Annotated in this window: 13 protein-coding genes; 6 read left to right on the top strand and 7 right to left on the bottom strand. The window is 75.2% G+C overall.

All coding sequences use genetic code 11. The features are described 5' to 3' along the window. Window positions 1-9 precede the first annotated feature (9 nt). Both AB0447_RS11425 and AB0447_RS11420 read left to right on the top strand, forming a co-directional pair. On the top strand, window positions 10-792 hold the full coding sequence (locus AB0447_RS11425; protein ID WP_366476356.1) for an ABC transporter ATP-binding protein: 783 nt from the start codon (window positions 10-12) through the stop codon (window positions 790-792). Next, the gene (locus tag AB0447_RS11420) at window positions 786-3290 is read left to right on the top strand and encodes an FtsX-like permease family protein (protein ID WP_366476355.1); all 2505 of its coding nucleotides are present in this window, start codon (window positions 786-788) and stop codon (window positions 3288-3290) included. Before AB0447_RS11425 ends, AB0447_RS11420 begins: the two co-directional genes overlap by 7 nt. Here AB0447_RS11420 and AB0447_RS11415 read toward each other — a convergent pair. Further along, a complete protein-coding gene (locus AB0447_RS11415) occupies window positions 3283-3744 on the bottom strand; it encodes a Crp/Fnr family transcriptional regulator (protein WP_366476354.1) in 462 nt (153 codons plus the stop codon). The genes AB0447_RS11420 and AB0447_RS11415 overlap by 8 nt on opposite strands. Window positions 3745-3819: 75 nt before the next feature. Next, the gene (locus tag AB0447_RS11410) at window positions 3820-4122 is read right to left on the bottom strand and encodes a hypothetical protein (protein WP_366476353.1); all 303 of its coding nucleotides are present in this window, start codon (window positions 4120-4122) and stop codon (window positions 3820-3822) included. Window positions 4123-4381: 259 nt separating this feature from the next. Here AB0447_RS11410 and AB0447_RS11405 point away from each other — a divergent pair, with 259 nt between their 5' ends. Further along, window positions 4382-7117 (top strand): LamG-like jellyroll fold domain-containing protein, encoded by a 2736-nt coding sequence (locus tag AB0447_RS11405; RefSeq protein WP_366476352.1) that lies wholly within the window; start codon window positions 4382-4384, stop codon window positions 7115-7117. A gap of 45 nt (window positions 7118-7162) precedes the next feature. On the opposite strand, the gene AB0447_RS11400 is transcribed toward AB0447_RS11405, so the two are convergent. Next, a complete protein-coding gene (locus tag AB0447_RS11400) occupies window positions 7163-7489 on the bottom strand; it encodes a metalloregulator ArsR/SmtB family transcription factor (RefSeq protein WP_366476351.1) in 327 nt (108 codons plus the stop codon). 80 nt (window positions 7490-7569) lie between these two features. On the opposite strand from AB0447_RS11400, the gene AB0447_RS11395 reads away from it, so the two are divergent. Further along, window positions 7570-9624 (top strand): heavy metal translocating P-type ATPase, encoded by a 2055-nt coding sequence (locus AB0447_RS11395; RefSeq protein WP_366476350.1) that lies wholly within the window; start codon window positions 7570-7572, stop codon window positions 9622-9624. A 192-nt stretch (window positions 9625-9816) separates the two neighbouring features. Here the strand turns inward: AB0447_RS11395 and AB0447_RS11390 are convergent, their stop codons facing one another. Together AB0447_RS11390 and AB0447_RS11385 are read right to left on the bottom strand one after the other, a co-directional pair. Then, complete coding sequence (locus tag AB0447_RS11390) at window positions 9817-11328, bottom strand: hypothetical protein (protein ID WP_366476349.1); 1512 nt, start codon at window positions 11326-11328, stop codon at window positions 9817-9819. Further along, window positions 11325-11822, bottom strand: coding sequence for a hypothetical protein (locus AB0447_RS11385; protein ID WP_366476348.1), 498 nt, complete (start codon window positions 11820-11822; stop codon window positions 11325-11327). Before AB0447_RS11385 ends, AB0447_RS11390 begins: the two co-directional genes overlap by 4 nt. Before the next feature lie 101 nt (window positions 11823-11923). Between AB0447_RS11385 and AB0447_RS11380 the strand changes: the two genes are divergently transcribed. Beyond that, a complete protein-coding gene (locus tag AB0447_RS11380) occupies window positions 11924-12283 on the top strand; it encodes a hypothetical protein (protein ID WP_366476347.1) in 360 nt (119 codons plus the stop codon). Here AB0447_RS11380 and AB0447_RS11375 read toward each other — a convergent pair. Together AB0447_RS11375 and AB0447_RS11370 are read right to left on the bottom strand one after the other, a co-directional pair. Next, window positions 12220-13044 (bottom strand): MerR family transcriptional regulator, encoded by an 825-nt coding sequence (locus AB0447_RS11375; RefSeq protein WP_366476346.1) that lies wholly within the window; start codon window positions 13042-13044, stop codon window positions 12220-12222. The genes AB0447_RS11380 and AB0447_RS11375 overlap by 64 nt on opposite strands. Before the next feature lie 84 nt (window positions 13045-13128). After that, on the bottom strand, window positions 13129-13596 hold the full coding sequence (locus tag AB0447_RS11370) for a hypothetical protein (RefSeq protein WP_366476345.1): 468 nt from the start codon (window positions 13594-13596) through the stop codon (window positions 13129-13131). Window positions 13597-13857: 261 nt separating this feature from the next. Here AB0447_RS11370 and AB0447_RS11365 point away from each other — a divergent pair, with 261 nt between their 5' ends. Then, on the top strand, window positions 13858-15117 hold the full coding sequence (locus AB0447_RS11365; RefSeq protein ID WP_366476344.1) for an MFS transporter: 1260 nt from the start codon (window positions 13858-13860) through the stop codon (window positions 15115-15117). Window positions 15118-15227: the final 110 nt, after the last annotated feature.

Here is a 15227-nt window from a genome sequence, read left to right as displayed (position 1 = left end):
GTGGAGGTCATGCGAACCGATGAGATGCACGCGATCCGGCTGCGGGACGTCAGCCGGGTCCACGGGTCCGGGGACCACGCCGTCACCGCCCTCGACCGGGTCTCCCTGGCCTTCCCCCAGGGCACCTTCACCGCCGTCATGGGCCCCTCCGGCTCCGGCAAGTCCACGCTGCTGCAGTGCGCGGCCGGTCTCGACCGGCCCACCGCCGGCACCGTGACCGTCGGCGGCACCGAACTCACCGGGCTCAGCGAGACCCGGCTGACCCTGCTCCGCCGGGACCGGATCGGCTTCGTCTTCCAGGCCTTCAACCTGCTGCCCGCGCTGACGGCCGAACAGAACGTCGCCCTGCCGCTGCTGCTGGCCGGCCGTCGGCCCGCCCGGGCCGAGGTGCGCGAGGTCCTGGAGCGGGTCGGGCTCGGCGCCCGGGCCAAGCACCGGCCCGCCGAGCTGTCCGGCGGGCAGCAACAGCGGGTGGCCCTCGCCCGTGCCCTGATCACCCGCCCCGACGTCCTCTTCGGCGACGAGCCGACCGGAGCCTTGGACTCGCAGACCGGCCGTCAGGTGCTCGGCCTGCTCCGCGGCATGGTCGACACCGACGGGCAGACGGTCGTCATGGTCACCCACGACCCGGTCGCCGCCTCCTACGCGGACCGCGTCGTCTTCCTCGTCGACGGCCGCGTGCACGGCGAACTCGCCGGGACGACCGCCGAGGACATCGCCGCCCGGATGACCCGCCTGGAGTCCGACCCGGACACCCGCCCGATGACCGGTGCGGAGGCCTTCCCGTGCTGACCGTCGCCTTCCACACCCTGCGCGCCCGCTGGACCGCCTTCGCCGGCAGCTTCCTCGCCCTCGCCCTCGGCGTCGGCCTCATCACCGTCATGGGCCTCGGCCTCGCCGCGAGCCTGGACGCCCCCGACCGGCAGCCGCCCGAGCGCTTCGCCCGGGCCCCCGTCGTGGTCCAGGGCACCGGCACCCTCGCCGTGCCCAGCCCGATCGGCGACCGGACCGCACGACTCGCCCACCCGCGGCCGGTCCCGCCCGCCCTGGCCCGGCAACTGGAGGCCCTGGGCCGGGTCGTGGAGGACCGCAGCTTCCCCGTCCGCGCCTCCGGCGCCCCCGCGGACCTCGTCGGCCACCCGTGGTCCACCGCCGCCTTCGCCCCGTACGGGATCCGGCACGGCCGTGCCCCGCAGGCCGACGGCGAGGTCGTCGCCACCGGCGACTGGGCCCGCCCGGGGCAGCGGCTGGACACCGCCCGCGGCCCCGTCACCGTCGTCGGCAGCGCCCCCGGCCTCGGCTTCGAGAACGCCCTCTTCTACCCGGACGCCCAGGCCGCCCGCCTCTCGCCCGCCATCGACCGGCTCGTCGTCACCGCCGACCCGGCAGCCGTCCGGGCCGCGGCCGGCCCCGGCCTGCAGGTGCTCACCGGGCCCGACCGCCGGTACGCCGACCCCGACCCGGAGCGCGACGGCGAAGCCCTGGTCGCGGTGAACGCCCTGCTCGGCACGGCCGGCGGAGTCACCGGTTTCGTCTCGGTCTTCGTCGTCGCCTCCACCTTCGCCTTCGCGGTCGCCCAGCGCCGCCGGGAGTTCGCGCTGCTGCGCACCGCGGGAGCCACCCCGCCGCAGATCCGCCGGATGGTCCTGGCCGAGGCCCTGCTCGTCGGCGTGCTCGCCTCGGCGGCCGGCTGCCTGCTCGGCGGCGCCGCGGCCCCGACCCTGGCCCGGTTCCTGGCGGACGACGGGATCGCACCGCACTGGTTCGCCATCGGCGACCACACCTGGCCCTACCACCTGGCCTTCTGGACGGGAGTGCCGGTCTCCCTCGCCGGGGCCGCCGCCGCCTCCTGGCGGGCCGGCCGGGTAGGCCCCGCCGAGGCGCTGCGCGAAGCCGCCGTCGAGACCGGGACCATGACCCGGGGCCGCTGGGCCGGCGGAGCCGTCCTGCTCGCCACCGGACTCGGCCTGCTCGTCCACGCCCTGCTCACCGACCCCGCCGACCTGCTGCACCGCAAGACCTACACCAGCCGCCCCATGCTGCTGATCGTGGCCTTCGCGCTGCTGGCTCCCGTGCTGGTCCGGCCGCTGACCCGGCTGCTCGCCTGGCTGCCGGCCCGGCTGCCGGGCGCCGGCGGGATGCTGGTCCGGGAGAACGCGGCCGCCGGGGTCCGGCGGACCGCCGCCGTCGCCGCTCCCGTGCTCGTCACGGTCGCCCTGGCCGGCTCCCTGCTCGGTACCACCGAAACCCTGGCCGGGGCGAAGTCGGCCGAGATCCGCCGCCAGACCACCGCCGACTACGTGGTGACGGGCGGCACCGGCCTCGACGCGGCCACCGTGGACCGGCTGCGCGCCGTCGCCGGCGCCCGGGTGTCCGCCACCGCCCGCACCGCCGTGTACACCCTGGAGGACGGGGTCGCGCTGATCCGCTCCGACGCCCGCGCCGCCGATCCGGCGGGCCTGGCCCGGACGGCCGCCCTTCCCGTGGTGGCGGGCCGGGCCGCCGACCTCGACGACGACTCGATCATCGTCAACGAGGAATGGGCCCGGAAGACCGTCGGCACCCGGGTCGAGGTCTGGCTCGGCGACGGTACCCGCAGATCCCTGCGGATCGCCGCCGTCATGAGCACCGGCACCGGCAACAACGGGGCGTACGTCACCCCGGCGAACGCGCCCGGCGCCGCGGTCGACCGTGTCGACGTGAAGCTTGCCTCCGGCGCGGACCGGGCGGCGGTGGGCGCGGCCCTGGCCCGCGCCGCCGGCCCGGCCGGCGCCTCGGTCCTCACCCGGGACCAGTGGGTCCGGGCGGCCTCCCCGCAGACCAAGCGCACCACCCGGATGGGCTTCGTCCTGGTCCTCGGCATCGCCCTGCTGTACACCGGCATCGCCCTGGCCAACACCATGGTGATGGCCACCGCCGACCGCATCCGCGAGCTGGCGGCGCTGCGGCTGGCCGGGGCCACCCGGCGGCAGGTGCTGCGGCTGGTGGCGGGGGAGTCGCTCATGGTGGTGACGGTCGGCGCGGTGACGGGGGCCCTGGTCGCCGCCCTGAACCTGTTCGGCCTGTGGGGTGCGCTCGGACTCCTGGACGCTCCGGCCGCGGTCGCCGTCCCCTGGGACGCCCTCGGGGCCGTGGTGGGCGCCTGCGCGGCGGCCGCGGTGCTCGCCGCGGTGGTCCCGGCGTGGCTGGCGCTGCGGCGCGGGACGGCCGGGCCGGCGGGCGTACGGGACCGGCGCCGGGAGGGCCGGCGGCTCTGCCGCCGGCCCGGTGCCCCTCGTCCGCTCAGATGAGATGGCCGGTACGGGGAACGTACAGGTCGAGCAGCCGGGTCCGGGTCTGCTGCAGCCGGTGTGCGAGCACCCGCCCCACCCAGTGTCCGAGGGCGGACCCGAAGGCGGGATCGGCGTCCATCAGCATCCGTACGTTCGCCGCGTCGAACTCGTAGGACCGCACCGGGGTCATCGCCTGGGCGCCGAGCTGCCAGACGTACGGCGGGAACAGCCAGGACCAGCCGACCAGCTCTCCCGGTCCGAGGCTCTCGATGACGGCCGGGCGGCGGCCGGGCACCGGCAGCTCCAGGGTGACCGTGCCGGACCGGACGATCCAGAAGGCGTCGGCCGGGGCACCTTCGTCGAAGATGCGGGCGTTCTCGGGGAAATTCACCTCACGGGCCAGGCTCATCAGGCGCCCGCGGTGGTCGGCCGACAGGACGGCGGCGATGCGTATGGGGGAAGGTGTGCTCACGACGGCCTCCGATCAGGGCCCCCCGTACCACCAGTGTCCGCTGCCGGACGGAAGAAACCCCTCCCCGGGAACGATTCAGTCCTCCGCCTGGGCTTCCAGGCAGGCGAGCTCCATGGAGTCGAGCACGGCCTCGTAGCTGCGCCGGCTGAGCTCGGCGACGTTCTCTATCTGCGCGGTGGCCCATGCGGACAGGGTCATGACCAGCACCCGGAGACCGTCCGGGCCGTGCTCGGCCAGCACGGCGTCGGCCAGCGCCATGGCTCCTTCGGGGACCCGCTCGGGTGGCTCCAGGCCGACCAGTTCGCGCAGCAGCCCGATGGTCCGACGTGAGATCTCCGGCGTGATCCTGGCCAGCCGGAGGTCCTCCTCCTCATCCATCCACCCGCCTCCTTCCCACCCCGCGGTCGTCTTCCCCGCACGGTAGAGCCCCCCACGCCCCGAGGTGGGCCCTTTCCGCAACCTCCCGTCCGCCCGGGCGGGTTCCCCGCCCGGGCGCCGCCGGACCACCACCCCCCGTCCCGGAGCCCGCCGGTACGTCGCCATTGCGTCAAGTGGGCTGCCCGGGCGCCCGAAACGTCCTATGGTGCGCCCGTACGTATGCCGTACGTACGGCTGATCGCATCGCATTGGGGGGTTCATGCGTAGATCCAGGTGGCTGACAACCGCTCTCGCCCTGTCCGTGGCCGGAGCCGGCGCCGGCCTCGGGCTGAGCGTCGTACCGGAGGCGGCGGCGATCACACCGCCGGTGGCCTTCACCGCAGATCCGCTGCCCACCTGGCAGCCCAACGGCGTCGTGTGGGCCCTCGCCGAGGCCGGCGGGACCGTCTTCGCCGGCGGCACCTTCTCCGCCGTACGCCCGCCCGCCGGGGCCGGCGGCAGCCAGCAGCAGGCCGTGAACTTCGCCGCCCTCGACGCCGCCACCGGCGCGCCGACCGCCTGCAAACTGTCCTTCACCATCGGCAGCGGCACCGCCACCGTGCGCGCCCTCGCCCTCTCACCGGACAAGAAGACCCTCTACGCGGGAGGGTACTTCGGCGCCGTCAACGGCACCCCGGTCAGCAGCCTCGCCGCCATCGACGTGGCCACCTGCACTCCGAAGGCCTCCTTCCGGCCGGCCTTCGCGGCCACCGTCCGCGCCCTCGCCGTCACCGCCGACACCGTCTACGCGGGCGGCGACTTCCTGACCGTGGCAGGACAGCCCCGGCAGCGGTTCGCGGCCGTGTCCACCGCCGACGGCACCCTGCGCCCCTTCACCGCCAACGCCGACGAACCCGGCCGCGCCGTCGAGGTCACCCCGGACGGCAGCAAAGTCCTCCTGGGCGGGGACTTCTTCACCGTCAACGGGACCAACTCTCACGCCCTGGCCGTGGTCGACGCCGCCAGCGGCGCCCTGACCAAGGCCTACCCGGGCTTCATCGAGACCAACTCGGTCGTCAAGGACATCGCCACCGACGCCACCGGCTTCTACACCGCCAACGAGGGCACCGGCGGCGGCGTCTTCGACGGCCGGATCGCCCTCAACCTGGCCGACTTCGGGCAGCGCTGGCGCGACACCTGCCTCGGCGCCACCCAGGCCGTCCTCCCGTACCAGAACGTGCTCTACAGCGCCTCGCACGCGCACGACTGCTCCAGCGTCGGCGAGTTCCCCGACGGCCGCCGCTACCACCTCCTCGCCCAGCCCACCACCAGCGTCGGCAAACTGGGCTGGGCCCCCGACACCAACGACGGCATCGGCGAGGGCATCGGCCCGCGGGTGATGACCGTCGGGGCCAAGAGCGGGGTGCAGTACCTGTGGGTGGGCGGTGAGTTCACCACCGTCAACGGGGCCGCCCAGCAGAGCCTCACCCGCTTCGCCTCCACCGGCGACACCGGCGCACCCACCACGCCCGTCGCGAGCGCCGTCAGCTTCACCCCGGGCCAGGTCCAGGTCCGCTGGCGCACCAGCCTCGACCTCGACGACAGCCGGCTCACCTACCGCATCTACCGCAACGGGGCCGCGACCCCCGTCGGCACCGTCACCGCCGACTCGCTGTTCTTCCTGCGCCCGCAGGCCTCCTGGACCGACACCACCGCCGTGCCCGGCCAGTCGTACACCTACCGGGTGACGGCCACCGACGCGGCCGGCAACACCAGCGCACTGTCGGCCACCGCCGCGGTGACCGTCCCCACCGCCCCGGACGCCTACCCGAGCCAGGTCCGCAGCGACGGCGCCCGGCTGTTCTGGCGCTGGGACGAGTCCGCCCTGCCGTTCGTCGCCGACTCCTCGGACGGCGGCAACACCAGCGGAGTCCACCACAACGCCCCGGCCCTGCGGCAGACACCGGCCGCCGTGACCGGAGCCGGCACGGCGATCGGCTTCAACGGCACGGACGCCAAGGTGTACGGCGACCGGCGGTCCCAGGTGGGAGGCAGCTACACCCTGGAGACCTGGGTGAAGACGAACACCACCCGCGGCGGCAAGCTGCTCGGCTTCGGCAACAACCAGGACCGCGGCAGCAGCCAGTACGACAAGCATCTGTACATGACGAACGACGGCCGGATCGTGTTCGGCGTCTACACGGGCGCCACCCGGACCATCACCACCGGCGGCACCGAGCGGTACAACGACAACACCTGGCACCACGTGGTCGCCACCCAGGGGCCGGGCGGCATGGTCCTGTACGTGGACGGGGTGCAGAAGGGCACCCTCAACGTCACCGCCCACGAGAACTTCGCCGGCTTCTGGCGGGTCGGCGGGGACAGCCTGGGCGGCTGGCCGGAGCGCCCCACCAGCGAGTTCTTCGCCGGGCAGCTGGACGAGACGGCCGTCTACCCGACCGTGCTGTCCGCGGCCCAGGTGCAGAACCACCACCAGCTGGCCAAGGCTCCGGCCCCCTCGGTGGTCCAGGTCACCGCGGCCGAGGACACCTACGCCAACGCGGGCGCGCCGGCCGCCAATTACGGCACCTCCGGCTCCCTCGCGGTGCGCGGCAGCTCGTTCTACGCGAGCTACCTGCGCTTCAACCTGCCGGCCGCGCCCGCGGGCACCGTCCTGAAGTCGGCCACGCTCGGCGTGAAGACCAGCACCATGGCGGGCGCGGGCACCGCCGACACCGTCTCCGTGGTGCCGGTCACCGGCTCCTGGACGGAGGCGGGGACGACGTACGACAACCGGCCTGCGGTCGGCGCCCCGGCGCTGGGCACTTTCGCGGGCGTCCCGGACGGGTCCGCGGTGCACACCACCGGGCTCAGCACGGCGGCGCTCTCGGCCGCGCTCGGTACGACGTACAACCTGGCGCTGACGAGCACGGGCACGGACGCGCTGTGGCTGTGGTCCTCGGAGGCCGCGGCCAACGAGGGCACCCCGCAGCTGACCCTCACCTTCGGTCCGTAGCGGCGGAGCAATCCGGGGAGGGTGGGCGCGCGGCCGCGCTCACCCTTACGCGCCGGCGGCCGGAGCGTGGTGCACATGTGCCAGAACCTGCTGGAGCAGGGCTTCCACATGGGTGTCGTGGAGCTCGTAGGTCACGCTGCGGCCGGACCGGCGGCCCGTCACGAGTCCGAGGTGGCGGAGCAGGCGGAGGTGGTTGGAGACCGTGGGCTGGCCGAGGGAGAGGTCGGCGGCCAGATCCCCGACCGGGCAGGGAGCGTGCAGCAGGCGCGCCAGGATGCGGACCCGGGCCGGGGAGGCGAGGGCCTGCATCACCTCCGCGACGGCGGTGGCCTCCTCCTCGGAGAGCACGTTCACGGGTTCCACGGGTCGCATGGGCCCAGCTTAGAGCGCGATCGGGTGCTGTTGTGATGTCCCGAGATTCAGATATTTGGATGTGCTGATATATTGGGCCCATGGACAACGCCCTGAACGAGCACGCGCGCCACCGGGACCCCGACGAGTGCGGCACCTGCGCCACCCTCACCCGGCCCCGCCCGCGAGCCCGCCGCGCCGCCGCCGAGCTCCCCGCCGCCTCCCGGCCGCCGAACCCCCGCGACGGCCACGAGCGTGCCGAGCTCGCCGCCGCCCTCCTCTCGCTCGTCGCCTACCTGGCCGGACTCGGCCTGAAGCTGACCGGCACCGACGGCCCGCTCCCCTTCGCCCTGTTCCTCGCCGCCTACGCCTTCGGCGGCTTCTTCACCCTCCGCGAGGCCCTGGCCGCCGTACGCCGCGGCGCCTTCCAGGTCGACTCCCTGATGCTGATCGCCGCGGCCGGCGCCGCCGCCATCGGGAAATGGGAGGAGGGTGCCGTCCTGCTGGTCCTCTTCAGCCTCGGACACGCCCTGGAGGGGTACGCCATGGGGCGCGCCCGCCGCTCCGTCGAAGCCCTCGGCGAGCTGGCCCCGCGCACCGCCGTCCTGCTCCGCGACGGAGGGACCACGGAGGTCCCGGTCGAGACGCTCGCCGTCGGCGACACCGTCCGGGTCCGCCCGCACACCCGCGTCCCCGCCGACGGCTTCGTCACCGCAGGCACCGGCAGCATCGACCAGTCCGCCCTCACCGGCGAGAGCGTGCCCGCCGACAAGCGCCCGGTCCCCGACCCGGCCGCCGCGCTCGCCTACCCGGCCGGCACCGCCGCCGACAGCCGGGTCTTCGCCGGCACCGTCAACGGCCCCGGCTCCCTGGACGTCACCGTCACCCGCCTCGCCGCCGACAACACCCTCGCCCGGGTGGTCCGCATGGTCGCCGAGGCCGAGGAACGGAAGTCCCCGACCCAGCGGTTCACCGACCGCTTCCAGAAGGTCTTCGTACCGGCGGTGCTCGGCCTCGTCGCCGTCCTGCTCGCCGTCGGCGCCGTCTCCGGCGAGCCCTTCACCGAGACCTTCTACCGCGCGATGGCCGTCCTGGTCGCCGCCAGCCCCTGCGCCCTGGCCATCGCCACCCCGGCCGCCGTGCTCAGCGCCGTCGGGCGGGCCGCGCGCAGCGGCGTACTCGTCAAGGGCGGCGCCCCGCTGGAGGAGTTCGGCCGGCTGCACACCCTCGCCTTCGACAAGACCGGCACCCTCACCGAGGGCCGGCCCCGGCTGACCGACATCGAGCCCGCCGACGGCAGCGACCGCACGGAACTGCTCCGCACGGCCGTCGCCGTTCAGCGGATGAGCGACCACCCCCTGGCCCGGGCGGTGGTACGGGACGCCGGTGACAGCGCGGGCACCGCCACCGCCACCGGGGTACGGGCCCTCGTCGGCCGCGGCGTGACCGGCGAACTCGACGGCCGGACCGTCCACATCGGCAGCCCGGCATACGCGGACACGCTCGCCGGCCCGCCCGTCCCGCCCGCGCTCCGCGCCCGGGCCGAACAGCTCGCCCGGACCGGCCGGACCACCGTGCTGGTCCGGCACGGCGACCGCTGGCTCGGCACCCTCGGCCTGATGGACACGCCCCGCCCGGAGGCCGCGGACACACTGGCCCGGCTGCGGCGGCTCGGCGTGAGCCGCATCGTGATGCTGTCGGGCGACGACCAGCGGGTCGCCGACGCGGTCGGGCAACAGGTCGGCGTGGACAGCGCCCGCGGCGGCCTGATGCCGCAGGACAAGGCCGCCGAACTGGCCCGGCTGCGCGGCGACGGCCGCACCGCCATGATCGGCGACGGGGTCAACGACGCCCCGGCCATGGCCGGGGCCACCGTCGCCGTCGCGATGGGCGCGGCCGGCTCGGCGGTGGCCCTGGAGACCGCGGACATCGCCCTGATGTCCGACGACCTGCGCCGGCTGCCCTTCATCACCGGCCTCAGCCGCAAGGCGAGCCGGGTCATCCGGCAGAACCTGTGGCTGAGCCTCGGCATCGTCGCCGTGCTCGTCCCGGCGACCGCCCTGGGCCTGGGCATCGGCCCGGCAGTCCTGGCCCACGAGGGCTCCACCCTCCTGGTCACGGCCAACGCCCTCCGCCTGCTGCGCCACCGCGACTGACCCGTCTCACCTCCGCCCGCCACGGCCGGGCCGTCACTCCGACGGCCCGGCCACGACGGCCCGGCCACGACGGCCCGGCCACGACGGCCTGGTCGGCAAAGGCCTGGTCGGCGAGGGGCATGGTCTGCGAGGGCCTGGTCCGCGAGGGCCTGGTGAGACCCATGGAGCCGGGCGCCGCATGCGCCGACGGCGCTACGTTGCGGACACGCCCCGGGCTTCGGCCGCGGCGCGCTGCAGTTCCGTAGACGGGGCCGGCAGCCGTTCCAGGAGCGCCTGCCCGGCCTCCGCCGCCGCCCGCGCCTCGGCGGGCAGGCCGGCCGCGGCCGCCGCGCGGGCCAAGGCGAAGTGTTCCTCCGTCACCTGAAGGCCGATGCTCAGGCGAACCCACGGTATGCAGTGGTGGGTCGACGGGCCGCCGGCCGGCGCCGGTACCGGGGGGCCGTCGAGTGTGGTGACGGCACGGCACAGGGACTTCCAGGCGGCCGGCAGATCCTCCGCGCGCCGCTGCAACGACGCCAGGTTGGCCAGGGCCGAGCCGCGGGCGAACGGGTCGTCCAGCAGGCAGGCGTGCAGGTGGCGGGCGCGCGCCGCCTGGCGGAAGTCGCCGATCCGCACGAACTCGGAGGCCAGCACGCCGATCAGGCCCCGGTCGCGCGGCCCGGTGGCATCCAGCATCCGGATCAGCGCCGCCCGCGCCAGCTCGGTCCGCCCCTGCCGCCCGGCCAGGGCAGCCCAGTCGACCTCGGGCTCGTCCAGGGGATCCGTGCCGTACTCAGACGCGTCCCAACCGGCCGCCCACCGGCCCAGCTCCGCCGGATCCTCCGGGAACTCGGCACCGCCCAGGGCGTAGTACACATCGGGGACGGCCGAGCGCACCGAGTTCAGCCACGCATGGTCGCGGGCTTCGCCGTGCAGGCCCAGCAGCACCGCGCCGAGCCGGAACTCCGCCACGTCCTCCCCGTGCTCCACGACGTGTTCCAGCAGAACGCGCAGCAGCGGCAGGTCCTCCGCCCGCCGGTCGTACTGCGCCGCCCGCAGCACGGTCGCCCGGCGCCCCGCATCGGCGAGCACGTCCGCCGGCGCGACCGCACCGGACCGCAGCCGGTCGAGGTAGGCGCGGCCGGGGGCCAGGACCGTCTCCCACAGGGCCGGCCTCGGCAGCTCGTCCAGCCGGCGGTAGGCGCGGTGTTCGGCCGCGTTGAGCAGCAGGAAATCCGGCTCCGTACGCAGCAGGGCCCGCTGCAGCCGCCCGGCCAGCTCGCGCACCGGCAGCCGCCGCAGCCCGAGTCCGGCCAGCAGCCTCTCCCGGTCCGCGTCCAGGGACGGGCCGTAGTACTCGGCGATCTCCTCCTCGACCTCGGCGGTCCAGGCGGCCAGTTCGGCATCGTCGAGGGACAGGTCGAGATCCGCGTAGGACCCCCAGTCTCCGAGCCCGACGATCGTCTCCAGCGCCTCGGCGATGCTGCCGCCGATCAGCCCGGCCTCCCCCTCCGAGCCGCCGTACAGCACCTCACCGCCCGCGCACACGAAGAACGACCCGCCCGTGTCGTCTCCCGCGACTTTCCGCAGCGGCCCGTCGGACGCCAACCGGACCTCCTCCACGTGCCGTCTGCGGCCCACGTCGAAGTTGAACGGGTACGCGGCGAGGTCCGCCAGCTCGGAGTGGCGGAGCAGCAGCTCCAGCGCGTCGTCACGGTGCGTCATGATCGGAAGGTAACAGCCGGGTCCGACAGCCAGGTCGTCGGCGGTTCCACCTCCAGGAAGCGGCGGCGCCGCGGCCCCCGGTAGAGCAGGGTCTGCCAGCCGGCGCCTTCCAGCACCTCGGCGCAGGCGGCCAGTCGGTCGGCCTCCTCCTCGGCGGCCCGGCTGCCCGGCGGGCCGGCCCAGGTCACCCGTACCCGGTCCGGCCCGTCCCCGGCGGTGGTCCGGTAGCCGGTGACGATCCGGTCGCCGGTCGCCGGGTCGACGGCGGACGGTGGCAGCCCGGCCGCTTCCAGGGCCAGCGACACCGCGCGCAGCGGCTGTTCCCGCTCCCACACGGCCGGGCCGTCGGTCCGCATGATCCGGCGGATCTGCAGCAGCCCCTCGAACGCGGTGCGCACCTCCTCCGCGCGCACCCCGGCCGCCGCCCCGGCTTCGGGCGGCGGACCGTCACCCGTGGCGGCCTCGAAGGGACCGCGACCGGGTCCAGCTGTCACCACCCACCACCTCCGTCCGGTGTGATCTGAGTATGCGGGCCCCAACGGGCTGAGTACCTGCCCCGATTCCCGGCCCGGCCGCCACTGGTCGAATGCATTCCATGACCCCGACCCCCGCCACCGCCCGGCACCCCCGCATCCGGCACGTCACCCTCGCCGGCCAAACCCTGGCCGGCGCGCTGGTGCCGCTGGTCGTCGGCGTGCTGCTGGCCAAGGCCGTGGCCGGCGACCCGATGACCCCGGTGAACGCGCTGATCACCAACGGCGGCCATCGGGCCCGCATCGCCCCGGCCGAGCTGCGCCGGTGCGGCCGCGACGCGCTGGGCCGCCTGCGGCCCGTCCGCCGCCGCCGTGCCCGGCGGCCGCCACGGGCCGGCCGGTGGGCCCGGCGAGCCGGTCAGTCCGTGGCGGCGAGGGGCTCCTGGAGCTCCGTCACCCATTCGGCCGGGTCGTCCGAGTAGTGCAGCGTCACCTCCCGCGCGTAGCCCGTGGACCGGTGGCCGTGGTCCTCGATCCACCGCGCCAGCGCCTGCACGCTGGGCAGTACGTCGTCCATGGAGCCGCGGTGCACCACGGTGGCGGCCCGCTCGATGCCCGGCAGGACCACGATCTCCACCCCCTCCACGGCGCCCGCGTCGGAGCCGACCGGCAGCCCGGCGTGCACCGTCACGGCGCCCTCCGTCCCGGCGTCCTCGTAGTACGCGGTGCCCGGGCCGGCCGGGGTCACGCCCGCCGCCTCCAGACGGGCGCACAGCTCCTCGAACAGCGGACCGATGACGGGGCCGATGTGCTCCGGCTCGAAGCTCTCGGCGGTGGCGGTCAGCTCGGCGAGCCGGACCGGGGGAACGCTCTTCAGGACGATGTCGACTGCAGGCATGAAACCCTCGCTCTCGATGATCCGGAGCCTCGTCTCGACCTGGGCCAGCCGGGCGGCCGCCGCCGCAACGGCCGACTCCAGCTCGGTCCGCCGCAGCCGCAGCATGCCGCGCAGTTCCTCCGGCCCGACGTGTTCGTCGAGGATCGCCTGCACCTGGTGCAGGCTGAAGCCGAGGTCCTTGAGCGCGATGAGGCGGTTGAGGCGGGCGAGCTGGTCGGCCCGGTAGAAGCGGTAGCCGCTGGCCGGGTCGACACGTGCGGGGTGCAGCAGCCCGATGGCGTCGTAGTGACGCAGCATGCGGACCGACACCCCGCCGTGCTTGGCGAAGTCTCCGATGGTGAACATGTGGCTCCATTGCAGGCCCTGACACAGTGAGAGGGTCAAGCCAGTCAAGCCCACACATCGGGAAGTCCGGGAATCAGCCCCCGGTCAGCGCCCGTACCGGCCCACGCACAGGTCCACCACCGACGGCGGCACCGACCCCTCGGCGGCCTCGCACAGGTCGTCCATGTCGTCCGCGCCGGCCACGTCAACCACGTCGGCCACGTCGTCCATGCCGTACGCCCGTCCCGGACCCGGGGCCGGTGCGGCCGGCCGCCGGTGGGGCCCGGCCGGGCCGGCCGGCGTGCGCGGGTGGGTCTTGCGGGCGCCCGCGGGCGGCCCGGGCCGCCCGGCCGCCGGCGGAGCCGCCTGCGGGGGTGACCCGGGCAGCCGCCCCAGCGGCAGGGTCTCCTCGGCCGCGGGGGAGGCCGCCGACCCCGGTTCCGGTACGGCGGCCGGGGCCTGCGGGGCGTCCCCGCGGGGCGGCGGGGCCGGCGAACCGACGGACACGCACCCGGCGCTCGTCAACAGCGCGGCGAGGGAGAGGGACAGGCGGGCGGCCCGGCGTAACTGCATGGGTCCACCATGCCGTACCGGCACCCGCCCGTGCCGCCGCCGCTCACGCCTGTGGGTGACGGCCCCGGCCGGGCCGCGGCGCCGGGCGGGCGCATCGCGACCGGATCGTGAGGTTCGCCGGGGAGTCCCCCGACCGGAACCGGGGCATGGGGACACCTGTTCGTCGATCCTCAGTCCGCTCGTCCGCTCGTCCGCTCGTCCGCTCGTCCGCTCGTCCGCTCGTCCGCTCGTCCGCCCTGTTCCGTCGTACGGAGTCCCAGCATGACCGCACCCGTCCCGCCCGCCACCCCCGTGAAGGCATGGTCCGCCGTGCTCGCCGTGTCCCTCGGCATCTTCTGTCTGATCACCTCCGAACTGCTGCCGGTCGGCCTGCTCACCCCGGTCGGTACCGAACTGGAGGTCTCGGACGGCACGGCGGGCCTGATGGTGACCGTGCCCGGCCTGGTGGCCGCGCTCTGCGCGCCGCTGGTCACCGTCGGGACGGGCCGGCTGGACCGGCGGCTGGTGCTGTGCGTGCTGATCGGGCTGATGGCGGCCGCCAACCTGGCCGCCGCGGCCGCCTCCGCGTTCCCGGTGCTGCTGGCCGCCCGGCTGCTGGTCGGGGTGAGCGTGGGCGGGTTCTGGGCGATAGCCGGCGGCCTGGCCCTGCGGCTGGTACCCCCGCACCAGGTGGGCCGGGCCATGGCGGTCATCTTCGGCGGGGTCTCCATCGCCTCCGTGCTCGGCGTGCCCGCCGGCACCCTGCTCGGCGAACTCAGCGGCTGGCGGGTCGCCTTCGCCGCGGTCGGCGGGCTGGGCCTGGTGTCCCTGCTCGCCCTGGTCCTGCTGCTGCCCCCGCTGCCGCCCCGGCAGACCGTCACCTTCCCCGAACTGCCCGCCCTGCTGCGCAGCCACCCCGGGGTCCGGGCCGGGGTGATCGTCACCTTCCTGGTGGTGACCGGCCAGTTCGCCGCCTACACCTTCGTCCGGCCGGTCCTGCAGGACGTCTCCGGCGTCGAGGCCGGCCTCATCAGCACCCTGCTGCTCGGCTACGGCGTCGCGGGCGTGGCCGGCAACTTCCTGGCCGGCACCCGCGACGCCCGACGGACCCTGTTGGTGATCGGCCCCGCCCTGACGGCGGTCCTCACCCTGATCGGCCTGCTCGGCTCACCGGCCGCCGGCGCGGTGCTGCTGCTCGCCTGGGGGCTGGCGTACGGCGGGGTCTCGGTCAGCGTGCAGAACTGGATGAACAAGGCGGCACCGGAGGCCACCGAGGCCGCCTCCTCCCTGATGGTGGCGATGTTCAACCTGGCCATCGCCGCCGGCGCGCTGCTCGGCGGCCTCGCGGTCGACACCGTCGGCACGGCGGCTGCCCCGGCCGCCGGTGCGGCCCTGACCCTGCTCGCCGCCGTCACCATCCTGGCCACCCGCCGTACGGCCCGGCCGCCCGCCGCCCCCTCCCTGCCGGTCGCCGGCGGCCCCGGCACCACCGCCGCAACCCCCCACCCCGGCCCGTCCGCCGACCACACCGAGAACGCCTGAGCCGCCGACGCGGACACCCCCTACTCCGCCGGGAGTACTCCCGGCGGATCACCGGCCGCCCCCGGCCACCCCCCGCGGTAGCCGCGATCTCCCCCCTGCGCCCCACGAAC

The sequence above is a fragment of the Streptomyces sp. NPDC051211 genome, assembly GCF_040689505.1.
In the GTDB taxonomy this organism is placed as follows: Bacteria; Actinomycetota; Actinomycetes; order Streptomycetales; family Streptomycetaceae; genus Streptomyces.
The sequence above is the reverse complement of the archived record's forward strand: the minus strand, read 5'-3'. Positions and strand labels throughout refer to the sequence as shown.

Coding starts and splice junctions, on each gene's coding strand:
- AB0447_RS11370 (WP_366476345.1), bottom strand. CDS start 13,596: ATGCAGTTACGCCGGGCCGCCCGCCTGTCCCTCTCCCTCGCCGCGCTG.
- AB0447_RS11380 (WP_366476347.1), top strand. CDS start 11,924: ATGACCCCGACCCCCGCCACCGCCCGGCACCCCCGCATCCGGCACGTC.
- AB0447_RS11395 (WP_366476350.1), top strand. CDS start 7,570: ATGGACAACGCCCTGAACGAGCACGCGCGCCACCGGGACCCCGACGAG.
- AB0447_RS11400 (WP_366476351.1), bottom strand. CDS start 7,489: ATGCGACCCGTGGAACCCGTGAACGTGCTCTCCGAGGAGGAGGCCACC.
- AB0447_RS11375 (WP_366476346.1), bottom strand. CDS start 13,044: ATGTTCACCATCGGAGACTTCGCCAAGCACGGCGGGGTGTCGGTCCGC.
- AB0447_RS11405 (WP_366476352.1), top strand. CDS start 4,382: ATGCGTAGATCCAGGTGGCTGACAACCGCTCTCGCCCTGTCCGTGGCC.
- AB0447_RS11425 (WP_366476356.1), top strand. CDS start 10: ATGCGAACCGATGAGATGCACGCGATCCGGCTGCGGGACGTCAGCCGG.
- AB0447_RS11390 (WP_366476349.1), bottom strand. CDS start 11,328: ATGACGCACCGTGACGACGCGCTGGAGCTGCTGCTCCGCCACTCCGAG.
- AB0447_RS11410 (WP_366476353.1), bottom strand. CDS start 4,122: ATGGATGAGGAGGAGGACCTCCGGCTGGCCAGGATCACGCCGGAGATC.
- AB0447_RS11365 (WP_366476344.1), top strand. CDS start 13,858: ATGACCGCACCCGTCCCGCCCGCCACCCCCGTGAAGGCATGGTCCGCC.